The organism is Janthinobacterium sp. JF4 (assembly GCF_059617925.1).
In genome coordinates, this window is the sequence record NZ_JCAQAV010000002.1 from 231,678 (window position 1) to 243,990 (window position 12,313).

The following is a 12,313-nucleotide window of genomic DNA, read 5'->3' on the forward strand; positions in this document are numbered from 1 at the left end:
GTGACAACTGCTGTGTACTCTTTCAACTTGGCCTCGCTAGGTGCGCGCAGGCAGCCAGCGGCCACCGTCACGCAGGCCCAGTCTGGAAGAACACGATCGGACACTGGCGAAGACGGAAAGCGAAGCGCCGGAGCGTTGCGATGAATCTCAGGGTGCAGGGAGATTTTCTGAACTTCATCGTAGGTGGGCCATGCATGCAACACCGTGCGCTAGCGTACATACCCGGCGCTTTAGGGGCGTCCAGGCAAAGAAATCGGCGCATGGAATGGCAGAAACGTGCCGGAAGGAAATGAATGGGAGAAAAGGCACGACAGGCACCGTGCCGATGATGGCACGGTGCAATATTTCAAGGAGGAAATTTCAATCTGTTCAGGCCGCAATCGCCAGCGGGTGGCGCGTCGCATCGGCCATCGCCATGCCGCCGTTGAGTTGCCATGCCGCGCCGTGACCGAGGCGGCGCAGGCAGGCAGCGGCACGCGCGCTGCGGTTGCCGCTGCGGCAGAAAAAGACCAGCGGGCGCTGCGGCTGCTGCAACCATGCGGCCACCTGTCCCGCCAGGCGGCTCAGCGGTACGCTGCGCACCTCGCATCCCTCGAATACCGTGCCGGCGCAGGCCGCGTGTTCATACGCTTCGCGCACGTCGACGAGGATGGCGTCGGGATGCTGGCGCAGGAAGGCGGGCAAGGCAGCCGCATCGAGCTGCAGTTCGGCGGCCGGCACGCTACCGTCCCGCACGGTGCGCACGCTAGCGCAGATGCTGCCGTCATCGCCTGACGCGCACAGCACGGTGTCTTGCGTCATCAGCGCCGCATCGAGCAAGGGCGTCAGCGCCCCGGGCGCCAGCTTGCCGATGAAGGCGAAGCGCTGCTCCAGCAGGTACACATGGGTTTCACCACATTCGACGCGGCGCAGGCGCTGCTGGCCCAGTGCCAGCTCACCGTCGATATCGATGCGGCCCACCTGTTCGATGGCGAGTTCCTGCAGCAAGGCCAGGCGCGCCACGCCATGGTCGGTTGGCGGCGCCGTGTGCACGATGGCGCCCAGCGCCAGGTGCTGGCAACGGATGAAAGCGGCCAGGCGCGGCACCAGCGCGGCAACGGGATCGATGACGACACAACTGGCGCTGGCAGCGTCACTGAACAGCCAGGTGCACTGGCCATCAACGCTCAGCTGGATTATGCCGTCCTGCGCGCCGTCCTGCGGCGATGGCGCCAGCGCCGACGGCAGCAGGCAGCTGCTGCGCAGCGCTGCGCCGCAGCGCTCGATGCGCGCACAGGCGGTAATTATCGTCGCCGCGTCGATCAGGGGACCGAACGACAGGCGGATGGCCGAACTGGCGCGCCATTGCGGCACGTGCATCGCTTCCAGGACATAGCTGGGCAGGGCCTTGGCGGCGGAGCAGGCGCTGCCCGAGCTGACGCGCACGCGCGCCGCGTCGAACAGGTCCAGCAGCTCTTTTGAGGACAGGCCCGGCACGGAAAAATTGAGCGTCGTCGGCAGCGACAAGTCAAACGGCATGTTGAAAACAATGCCGGGGAAAGCGCGTTCCAGGCTGGCCACCAGCTGCTCGCGGAACGCGGCCAGGTCGGCGTGGCTGCGGAAGGTCTTGCCATCGTCGAGCGCGGCCAACACGGCGCCCAGCGCGGCGATACCGGCCATGTTCTCCGTGCCCGAGCGCAGGCCCGCTTCCTGGCCACCGCCCATCATCAGGGGCGTAAACGGCGCGCCGGCGCGCACATACAGCATGCCGATGCCCTTGGGCGCATACAGCTTGTGGCCGGAAAACGGCGCGTAGTCGATGCGCGTGGCGGCCAGGTTCAGCTTCAGCTTGCCCAGCGCCTGTACGCAATCGACCATCCAGTAGGCATCCGCGCCGCGTTCCTGCAGCAGTTGCGCGATGGCGGACAAGTCGCTGACGACGCCCGTTTCATTGTTCGCCGCCATCGTGCACAGCATGGCCGCGTCGCCGATCAGCGCATCGAGCGCCTGCAGATCGTGGCGCCCTTGCGCATCGACTGGCAGCTTGCGCACTTCCAGGTTCAGGCCCAATAGACGGTTCCAGTGCGCCAGGCTTTCCGGCACGGCCTTGTGCTCGGTCGCGCCATACAACAGCAGGCTGCCGATGCGCTTGCCCGCAGCGCGACGTTCGCGCAGCGCGCACAGGGCCGACAGCACGGCCGTCTGGATGCCTTCGGTGGCGCCGCTATTGAACATCAATCGCCCATCGCCCACGCCCAGCAGACGGCTGGCGCGCTGGCGCACGCCATCCATCATGGCCTTGGCCTGCAATCCCGTGGCGTGGGTACTGCTGGGATTGCCATAGCCCTGCTCCATCGCTTGCCGGGCGGCGGCAACGGCGGCGGGCAGCACGCAGGTGGTGGCATTGCTGTCGAGGTAGATTTCTTTCATGATGGCAGTCTGAGTATTCTATAAAAAGGGGGCAGCGCGGACGGCTGGAACGTCTGGATAGTCTACCGACCTGCCTCCGTTAAGATATGCCAAAAGACACTGCAACTACGCTACTATGCAGCATGTTCATACCATAAAAACCGGAAAAACAAAATGAATTCACCAAATGCTTCGCTCGACAAATTCGACTGCGCCATCCTGGCCGCCCTGCAGCAGGACGGCACCTTGTCGATCGCCGCCCTCAGCGAGAAGATCGGCCTGTCCAGCACGCCGTGCTGGAAGCGGGTCAAGCGCCTGGAGGAAGAGGGCTATATCGAGAGCCGCGTGGCCATCGTCAACCGGCAAAAAGTGGGCTTGCCCGTGACCGTCTTCGTCAGCGTGCGCACGGGACAGCACGATGAAAAATGGCTGCGCCGCTTCGCCGCTGCCGTCATCGTCTTGCCCGAAGTGCAGGAATTTCACCGCATGAGCGGCGACATCGACTACCTGCTGAAAGTCGTCACCACCGACATCAAAGGCTACGACACCTTCTACAAAAAACTCATCAAGGCAGTGCAACTGACGGGCGTGTCGTCCGCCTTTTCCATGGAACAGATCAAGTGCAGCACGGAATTGCCGCTGGAATTGATCGCCCACGGCTTGCCTGCCTGAACGTTTTTCCGCACTGCACGGGGGCGCATGAAAACTGCGCATGTTAACACCCCGTCATCGTTGCCATACGGCAACACTTCGGCATTAAATACGGCATTCCTGCCCTATATTCCCCCTATCCGTCGCTATACTGCGCACTGCCTGTGCCTGTTTGGCAAGCTCTGCCAGTCGCGCAGGCCCATTCCCAGGGTCGTCCATGCATCTGCTTCGCCACCTTTCCATCCAGAAAAAATTGATGTTCAGCATGGGTTTATGCCTGCTGCTGTTCATGGGCATCTCCTCGTTCCTCAGCGTACGCATGAGCAGCGATTATGTGCGCGAGCGCGTCGTCGGCCAGGAACTGCCAGCACAGGTGGGCGAAATCCGCAACGACGTGCTGCGCCAGATCAGCCAGCCGCTGGCGGTGGTGCAGACGATGGCCAATGATGTCTTCCTGCAAGACTGGGAAGACGCGGCGCTGGCCGAAAGCGGCATGGCCACCTTCCAGCGCTATGCCAGAATGCTCAAGGAAAAAAACAAGGCGGCCGTCGTCAGCTGGAGTTCACAAGCTGCGTCCAGGTACATGACCGATGCGGGCCTGATCCGCACGCTGGACAAGCAACAGCCCGCCGATCACTGGTTTTTCAGCATGCTCGACGAAAACAAACAGCACACGGTCAATCTGGACCGCGATCCGGCCTCGGGCAGTTTCATGCTGTTCCTGAATGCGCGTGGCCAGACGGCGGGGGACAAGGCCGTCATTGCGGGCATGGGCTTGAGCGTCGATGCCATGGCCGAGACCATCCGCAGCTACAAGGTCGGCCAGACCGGCCACGATCTACCTGGTGCGCGCCGACGGCAACCTGCTGATCCACCGCGATCCGGCCCTGGCTGACGGCAAGCATCAATTGAAGGACTTGCCCGGCTTTAGCACAGCACTGAGCAAGACCCTGCTGACAGGCAGCAAATACGCGCATGCCAGTTACGCGGCGCCCGCCGGCAAGCAGCTCGTGGCGGCCTCCTTCGTGCCGGAATTGAATTTGTACGTGATGGCCGAAGTGCCGGAAGCGGAAGTGCTGGGCAATGTCACGCGGTCGGCCCTGCTTGCCGCCCTGATCGCCGGCCTGGTCGGCGGCGGCATTGCCCTGTGCATCATTTATGTCATCAGCCGCGCCATCGCCGCCCCCGTCGCGCGGGCGGCCGACATGCTCGGCGAGATCGCCAGCGGGAATGGCGACCTGAGCCGCCGCATGCCCGTCGAATCGGAAGACGAGGTCGGCGCGCTGGCCGCCGCCTTCAACCGCTTCGTCGCGTCGCTGAACGTGACGATACGCGAAGTTAGCGACAGTACCGGGTCAATTGCCAGCGAATCGAGCCAGATCGCGTCGGGCAACCTGGACCTGTCGGCGCGCACAGAAACCCAGGCATCAAGTCTGGAAGAAACGGCGGCGGCCATGGAAGAGCTGACGTCGACCGTGAAACAGAACGCGGACAACGCGCGCCAGGCGAACCAGTTGGTGGTGTCGGCGTCGAGCCACGCCGTCAAGGGCGGCGAGGTGGTCGGACAAGTGGTGCAGACGATGGGCGCGATTACAGAAAGTTCGCGCAAGATCGCGGATATTATCGGCGTGATCGATGGCATTGCCTTTCAAACCAATATCCTCGCGCTGAACGCGGCCGTCGAGGCGGCGCGCGCGGGCGAACAGGGCCGCGGCTTTGCCGTGGTGGCGAGCGAGGTGCGCACCCTGGCGCAGCGATCAAGCCAGGCGGCGAAAGAAATCAAGGACTTGATCGTCGACTCGGGCCGCCAGGTGGAGGCGGGCAGCAAGCTGGTCGACTCGGCCGGCGCCACCATGCAGGACATCGTCGTCTCCGTGCAACGGGTCGCCGACCTGATGGGAGAAATCGCTTCGGCCAGCCAGGAACAAAGCCAGGGCATCGCGCAAGTCAATGCCACGATCACGCAGATGGATGACGCCACCCAGCAAAATGCGGCCCTGGTGGAGGAAGCGGCGGCGGCAGCCCAATCCTTGCAAGATCAGGCTGGCAGGCTGGCGCAGGTGGTCAGCGTCTTCAAGCTGGAAGAGCTTACAGCGCCGGCGCTTTCACGCTCGCTGCTTGCTTGAAGAAATCATAAATGCCGCTCTCGCTCATGCGGCGCGCATTCGCCAGTTCGCCGCCCTTGGTGGCGTACAGCACCTGCTTGCTGTCGCTCGATACGAGCACGGCAGCCGGGATGCCCTTCTTGAGCGGATTGCCATAGGCTTGCGCCACGTCCAGGTTATGGTCGAAGTTACCCACGTCGACCTTGACGACCTTGAACTGCTGCTGCATCAATTCGGCGTTCTTGCCTTCCTTCAAGGCCTTGTCGAGCGCGCGGCAATCCTCGCACCAGTTGGCGCCAAAGATCAGCAAGACAGGCACGTGGGCCGCCTTGGCCTCGGCCAGCGCGCGGGCCACGTCGGCCTTGGCATCGGCCGCCGCGTTGTACGGAAAATGCGGCGTGGCGACAGGGTTGCTTGGCGTCGGGGCGGCGGCAACGGCGGTGCCGGCAAGCAGCAGGCTGGCAAAGAAAAGGGAAACGAAACGGGAAACGCGCATGCGGGGCTCCTGAGAGAAATCGTGGGGCCAGCTGAACAGCAGCCAGCGGGCGTGATTGTTTAGAATATGCGTACCTGTAGGAAATATCCACCATTAAATTGCACTGTGCTTATGCGGAAAACGTATAAGCACGCATAAGCGCCACCACGGAGAAGCCGCTTGAGCATGCCAGATACCCTGCCCCAAACGCTGTCCTGCGCCGCGCGCATGCTGCGCAGCGCCTATCCCGGCGGCATGCCGGACACGGCGTATGTCGCCGTACTGGCCCTGCTGTATGAACACTTTTCCGACCGCAACCTGGCCGAGCTGATGGCCGCTGTCACGGGCAAGGATGCGACGCTGGTTCTGAACGATATTTATGCCTGCGCCAGCAGCAAACCGGCGCCGTCCGCCATCGCAGCGACCAGGACGCTGCTGACGCGGCACGGCTTGCAAGCCGTCTGCGCCGAGGATTAATGCCCTCCGGCAGCGAAATGGAACGCATGGGATAATATCGGGCTCAGACTGAGCAACGCGGCCCGAACGCGCCCTCCCCCATGACGACTTCTTTCCTGGCACGCTGGTTGCCGCAACCGAACAACGGCAGCCGCCGCGAACAAGCGCGCGCCTGCGCGGGCGCCATCTGCGGCTTGCTGTTGACCGGACTCATCTGCCATTTCCTGCTGGCCCCGGACAGCGCCAGCGTCTACCTGATCGCGCCCATGGGCGCTTCGGCCGTGCTGCTGTTCTGCCTGCCGGCCAGCCCGCTGGCGCAACCGTGGTCGGTGGTGGGCGGCAACGTGGTCTCCGGCCTGGTCGGCATGGCCTGCGTGAAATGGCTGGGATCCAGCGTGGGCGTGGCGGCGCTGGCTGCCTGCCTGGCCATCGGCGCCATGTTTGCCCTGCGCTGCCTGCATCCGCCGGGCGGCGCCGTCGCCCTGACCACCGTGGTCGGCGGCGCCAGCGTGCATGCGGCCGGCTTTGAGTTCGTCTTCATCACCGTGCTGTTCAATTCCGCCGTGCTGGTCGCCTGCGCCGTGCTGTACAACAACCTGACGGGGCGCCGCTACCCGCACATCCAGCAACTGGTGGCGCCGCATCCGCACGATACCAGGGATGAGGTGCCCAGCAACCGCCTGGGCTTTTCGTCCGATGACCTTGATGCCGTCTTGCGCCAGCACAGCGAAGTGCTCGACATCAGCCGCGACGATTTGCAAGCCATCTTCCTGCAAACGGAAATGCGCGCCTACCAGCGCCGCTTCGGCGTCGTCACCTGCGCCGACATCATGTCGAAGGACGTGCTCAGCGTGGAATTCGGCACGCCGCTCGATGTTGCCTGGCGCACCATGCGCGAGCACCAGGTGGGCGCCCTGCCCGTGCTGAACCGGGCGCGCCGCGTCATCGGCATCATCACGCAGACGGATTTCCTGCGCCATAGCGGCCTCGACGATTATCAGGGCATGCGCCAGCGCCTGCGCGGCCTGCTGCAGCGCAGCGGCCTGTCCCACAGCGACAAGCCGGAAGTGGTGGGCCAGCTGATGACGCCGTCGCCGCACACGGCCCGCCTGGGCACGCCCATCATCGATCTGGTCCCCCTGATGGCCGACGCCGGCTATCACCATATTCCCATCCTCGACGATGCAGAACGCCTGGCCGGCATCATCAGCCAGTCCGACCTGATGGCGGCCCTGTACGAAAGCCGCTTTGCCGAGGTGGCCGCATGAGGCCATTCCAGGCACTGCTGAGCGGCTCCGATGGCGGCCCGGCCGGCACGGTCGTCAGCGCGCATTTTTTCGGTGCGCAGCTGGCCATCGACGCCCCCGGCTCCAGCATCGACGTGGCGCGGCTGGTCGTCAGCGTGGGCGGCGTCGACGGCCCCGAACTGTTCCTGAACTGGCTCGACGAACAAGGACGGCAAGCGTCGCTGAAACCGCTCGGAGCGGAGGACATCGCCATCGTCTTGAAGGAAGCGCCGGCCGCGCTGCAGCCGCAACTGCAGCGCCAGTGGAGCGAGCGCCAGCGCAACCGGCGGCAAGTATCGGGCTGGCTGGCCGGTTTGACGGGAGCTGCCGTCGTCGCGGCCGCCCTGCTGTGGTGGCAAGGCGGCCATGCCGTCGGCGCGCTGGCGCGATGGATCCCCCTGTCGACAGAAAAACAGCTGGGCGAACTGGCCCTGTCGCAAGTGCGCGCGCAGGGCGGCATCAGCGAGCACGGCGTGGCGCAGCAAACGGTGCAGGAGATCGGCCGCAAGCTGACGGCCGGTTCGCGCTACGAGTACCGCTGGCTGGTCAAGCAGGACGACACGGTCAATGCATTTGCCATGCCGGGCGGCATCATCGTCGTGCATACGGGCTTGCTGCGCCAGGCGGGCGATCCGGGCGAACTGGCCGGCGTGCTCGCGCATGAAGTGCAGCACGTGGAGCAGCGCCATTCGCTGCGGCAAATGATCAGCAGCCTGGGCTGGGGCGCCCTGGTGGGCGTGACCATCGGCGACATCAGCGCCGTGGCCGCCATGCTGGCGCACCAGGCCGGCACCCTGTATTTCAGCCGCGACATGGAAGAAGAGGCAGACCGCCTGGGCTTGCTTGCCTTGCAGCGCGCACAGATCCGTCCCGACGGCATGCTGCGCTTTTTCCAGAAGCTCGATGACAAGGACAAGGCCAGCGTGCCGGGATGGATTTCCTCGCACCCGCAGACGGCGGCGCGCGCGCAGCACATCCGCAGCCTGATCGCCGCCACGCCCTGCCCCGCCTGCGTCCCATTGGCCAGTTCGCACTGGCCGGCCATGAAAGCGGCCCTGCCGCCTACGGCAAAATAGCAACATTCCTCCCGCACAATTTGTCCAAACGCACTGGGCAATGGCGTATGCTTACGCCCCGGCTGTTCCTTCGCGACCGGCCACCCCGACCCCGCCAAGAACGCCTATCAAAACCTACTGCGCGTCGTAATTTGCGGTCTGCGATGCTCACTGTACCTTCGTACAGTTGCGCTTCTCGACCACAACTTCCTTCCGCTCGCTACGGTTTTATTAGGCGTTGTAAGCCTCCGTTCATTCTCCTTCCTTACAAAGGACATCGCGCATGAAGCATCGTATTGCCGCCGGCACCCTCGGCACCCTGGCCATCTCCCTGTTGCTCGCCCATGCGCCCATGGCGCAAGCGGCCCGGCCCGCTGCAAACACCGTGGCCGTCAGCGCGCCGCAAGCCAAACAGCGATTGCAGGTCGTGGCCGATCAGTACTACGATGCGCTGGCCCGTTTCGAGCCGATCAACGCCACCGAGAGCGGCGACAACCGTTTTGACGACCAGCTCGGTTCAGCCATCGTGCCCGCCGCGCGCGCAAAACAGTTCGCCCTGTACCGCCAGTACCAGAAGACGCTGCGCAGCATTGGCCGCGCGCAGCTGTCGCACCAGGACCAGATCAACTACGATATCCTCGACTATGAACTGGCCACGGCACTGAGCTTCGAGCGCTTCCCCGAATACCTGCTGCCCTTGAACCAGATGGACAGCATGCCCGTCACCCTGGCCAATTATGCGGGCGGCGAGGCATCGCAGCCGTTGACCACGGTCAAGGAGTATGACGCTTACCTGAGCCGTATCGGCCAGTTGCCGGGCTGGATAGACCAGGCCATCGCCAACATGAAAGTGGGCATGCAAAAGGGTATCGTGCTGCCCAAGGCGCTGACGGAATCGGCCTTGCCGCAATTCAAAAAGCTCGTCAGCGCCACGCCGCAAGACAGCGTTTACTACACCCCCATCAAGAACTTGCCGGCCAGCTTTTCCGATGCGGACAAGGCGCGCCTGACGCAAACCTACACCGTCATCATCGGGGCCAAGCTGATGCCCGCGCTGCAGCGCCTGTCCACCTTCATGGAACGCGATTACCTGCCGGCCGGACGCACGAGCAGCGGCTGGAGCGCCCTGCCCGATGGCGCGGCCTGGTACCAGGCGCGCGTGGCCAGCAGCACCACCACGGATCTGAAACCGGAGCAGATCCACGCCATTGGCCTGAAGGAAGTGGCACGCATCCAGGAACAATATGCGATCGTCGGCCCGAAGATGGGCTACAACGGCCCGGCCGCCGGCTTGCCCGTGTGGGTCTCGCAGCAGGCGAAATACCGCCCGTTCAAGACGGAGCAGGAAGTGCTCGACGTCTACCGCAAGCTGAATGTGCTGCTCGACAGCAAATTACCTGCCCTGTTCACTCTGGTGCCGAAGGCGCCGCTGGACTTGCGCCTGGAACCTGAACTGAGCCGCGACACGGCCGCCGACCACTACACGGCGCCTGCCGCCGACGGTTCGCGCCCCGGCGTGTTCTGGTCCGTCGTCACGGATCCGAAACTGTATGGCGACACGGGCATGACCACCTTGTTCCTGCATGAAGGCAAGCCTGGCCACCATTTCCACCTGGCGCTGGTGCAAGAGATGGACTTGCCGAACTTCCGCCGTTTCGGCGGCAACAATGCCTTCTCGGAAGGCTGGGCCCTGTATGCGGAAACCCTGGGCAAGGAAATGGGCCTGTTCGACGACCCGGCCCAGTATTTCGGCCATTTGAACGACGAGATGCTGCGCGCCGTGCGCCTGGTGGTCGACACGGGCTTGCACACCAAGGGCTGGACGCGCGAGCAGACGATCAAGTACATGCGCGACACCCTCGGCTATGACGCCGTGGCGAAAAGCGAGACGGAACGCTACATGGCCTGGCCGGGCCAGGCGCTGGGCTACAAGATCGGCTCGCTGAAGATCGTCGAGCTGCGCCAGCGCGCGCAGCAGGCATTGGGAGACAAGTTCAGCCTGCCGAAGTTTCATGAAGTGGTGCTCGGCGACGGCACCCTGCCTTTGAAACTGCTGGAAGCCAAGGTCGACCGGTGGATCGCGCAGCAGAAGTAAAACGCAGCGCCTGAAGGCAAAACGGCAGCTCCTTGACGGGGTTGCCGTTTTTTTCGCCTGAGCGTTTGAGATTACACCAGCAGCGCGGCACTCATCGAGCGCACTTCCTCGTTTGACTCGGCCAGGATGCTTTGCAAGGTCTCGTTGTCGATAATGAAATCGATGACGGAATCGGAGGGCGTGAGCATTTCCACGTACGTCACCTGCAAGGGCGAGGGCACGGGCGACAGTTGCTTGGCCAACAATAAGGTGTCGAGCAGGGAGTCCGGCGGGATCGATAGCAAGCCGTCGCGCAAGCCTTCGATGGCTTCCCTCACGGCCAGCGGGATCAGCAGCTTCTTCATGACTTCGCGGGAGATGATCTCTTCGGCGGACTCCATCCAGTGATCCGCATCGTCGTCGAGCAGGCCGGGGAATTCATCGGCACGCGACAGCAGGTAAAAGCCGCCCACTTCATGCACGATGCCCGCGAACAGCGCCGTGTCGGCATCGACGTGCGTCACGCGGCGGGCAAGCACGTGCGCCAGCGCCGCCACGTGGGCCGTGTGCTCCCACAGCTGGGTCGCCTTCTGGCGCAGGACGGGATCGATGATCTTGCTGCCGAACTGGCGCACCACCATGGCTGCCACCAGCGCGTACAGATTGCGGTAACCCATGCGCATGACGGCAGCGCGCACGCTGGTCACGGGCGCCCCATCGCCACGGCTGTACACGGCCGAATTGGCCAAGGCCACAGTGCGCGCCGCCAGCAGGGGTTCGCCCAGGACCAGCTTGATGGCATGATCGATATGGCAATCCGGTTCAGCCAGGGCCAATTGCAATTGCAATGCGGAATTAACACTCGTGGGAAACGTTAATTCTCCGCGCACTGCCTGTGAAACAATTAAACCGAAAGCCTGTAATTTTTTCATCATACGCTCAATCCGCCTCAGATATTTTTCTGACTAGCAATTTCATGCATCAGAAATTGCATGCCATGCCCGGCCTTTAGAATACAGATGGCATGTCATTCGCTTGTATTGAAGAATCAGGTAATGCCAGCGCATGTAATAGCGATTCATCGCCGATGACAAACAATTTCGGCTGCTGTAGTACCTGCAGTAGAAATGGCTGGCCTTCACGCAGACGCCGGCGATAATCGGCCAGCGTATATAAATTGGGATTGATTTTACGCCTTAAGGTTCGCTCGGCCGGGGCCAATCCCGTCAACAGATCGCCATAATTGGCGTCTTCTCCCACCAGCAACAAATCGATGGCACTGCCAGGCATGTCCTGTCCCTTCGCCGTGGCGCCCGACACGAATGCCAGGTGCAACTGGGCACGCAAGGGTGCCAGGGTCATGCTGAGCACGCCGACGATGCCGAAGGTTTTCTGCACCAGTCCGCTCAACTCCGGATACACGAGGCTTTCCTTGTTGGGCCAGAAGCGCCGCACATTGCCGATCCGCTCCGACGTGATCAATCCGGAATCATGCAGGCGGCGCAGTTCCCGCTGCGCCGACGCGCTGCCCAGTCCCGTCAGGCGCATGATCTCGTTCAAGTGAAAGCCTTCATTCACGCGGACAAAGAGCAGTCCCAGCAGTTTCTGCTGGGCGGGAGTAAACAGGGCTTGGGCAATCATGTGCCAGATATTAGCATGAGCGCGCCGGAAATTGGCGTGGCAAGCGTGCTTTGCCACATGCCAACGGAGTGTGGCTGCGTGACGGCATCATGCATCATTGCCATGGTTTGCGCGCTCCAGCTCGATCGGAAAAACCGGCGGGCCATATCGCGCCGCTTTCTCTTTGCGTTCGCGCTGGAAGG

The 12,313-nt window shown here is 63.2% G+C and carries 9 protein-coding genes and 1 pseudogene; 6 read left to right on the plus strand and 4 right to left on the minus strand.

Annotated features, from left to right (window positions below):
• Positions 1 to 369: 369 nt before the first annotated feature.
• Entirely contained in the window at positions 370 to 2,409 is a 2,040-nt protein-coding gene (locus AC54AF_RS02865) for an aminotransferase class V-fold PLP-dependent enzyme (RefSeq protein WP_496635235.1), read from the minus strand.
• 153 nt (positions 2,410 to 2,562) lie between these two features.
• Between AC54AF_RS02865 and AC54AF_RS02870 the strand changes: the two genes are divergently transcribed.
• Positions 2,563 to 3,060: an Lrp/AsnC family transcriptional regulator gene (locus AC54AF_RS02870; protein ID WP_046682091.1), complete on the plus strand. Its 498-nt coding sequence runs from the start codon at positions 2,563 to 2,565 to the stop codon at positions 3,058 to 3,060.
• A gap of 196 nt (positions 3,061 to 3,256) precedes the next feature.
• Positions 3,257 to 5,165: pseudogene (locus AC54AF_RS02875) on the plus strand (methyl-accepting chemotaxis protein).
• Here AC54AF_RS02875 and AC54AF_RS02880 read toward each other — a convergent pair.
• Complete coding sequence (locus AC54AF_RS02880) at positions 5,128 to 5,640, minus strand: thioredoxin family protein (protein ID WP_496635237.1); 513 nt, start codon at positions 5,638 to 5,640, stop codon at positions 5,128 to 5,130. The pseudogene AC54AF_RS02875 and the gene AC54AF_RS02880 overlap by 38 nt on opposite strands.
• Positions 5,641 to 5,805: 165 nt before the next feature.
• Here AC54AF_RS02880 and AC54AF_RS02885 point away from each other — a divergent pair, with 165 nt between their 5' ends.
• From AC54AF_RS02885 to AC54AF_RS02900, 4 genes are all read left to right on the plus strand, one after another.
• Positions 5,806 to 6,096, plus strand: coding sequence for a DUF3349 domain-containing protein (locus AC54AF_RS02885; RefSeq protein WP_496635438.1), 291 nt, complete (start codon positions 5,806 to 5,808; stop codon positions 6,094 to 6,096).
• An 80-nt stretch (positions 6,097 to 6,176) separates the two neighbouring features.
• On the plus strand, positions 6,177 to 7,343 hold the full coding sequence (locus tag AC54AF_RS02890) for an HPP family protein (protein ID WP_496635239.1): 1,167 nt from the start codon (positions 6,177 to 6,179) through the stop codon (positions 7,341 to 7,343).
• Positions 7,340 to 8,437 (plus strand): M48 family metallopeptidase, encoded by a 1,098-nt coding sequence (locus AC54AF_RS02895; protein WP_496635241.1) that lies wholly within the window; start codon positions 7,340 to 7,342, stop codon positions 8,435 to 8,437. The genes AC54AF_RS02890 and AC54AF_RS02895 overlap by 4 nt, the downstream gene beginning before the upstream one ends.
• Positions 8,438 to 8,699: 262 nt before the next feature.
• A complete protein-coding gene (locus AC54AF_RS02900; RefSeq protein ID WP_496635243.1) occupies positions 8,700 to 10,511 on the plus strand; it encodes a DUF885 domain-containing protein in 1,812 nt (603 codons plus the stop codon).
• A gap of 71 nt (positions 10,512 to 10,582) precedes the next feature.
• Here AC54AF_RS02900 and AC54AF_RS02905 read toward each other — a convergent pair whose 3' ends face one another.
• On the minus strand, positions 10,583 to 11,422 hold the full coding sequence (locus tag AC54AF_RS02905) for an HDOD domain-containing protein (RefSeq protein ID WP_131689193.1): 840 nt from the start codon (positions 11,420 to 11,422) through the stop codon (positions 10,583 to 10,585).
• Positions 11,423 to 11,498: 76 nt separating this feature from the next.
• Positions 11,499 to 12,188 carry an ArsR family transcriptional regulator gene (locus AC54AF_RS02910; protein ID WP_496635244.1) on the minus strand — a complete coding sequence of 230 codons (690 nt, stop codon included), beginning with the start codon at positions 12,186 to 12,188 and terminating at the stop codon, positions 11,499 to 11,501.
• Positions 12,189 to 12,313 lie beyond the last annotated feature (125 nt).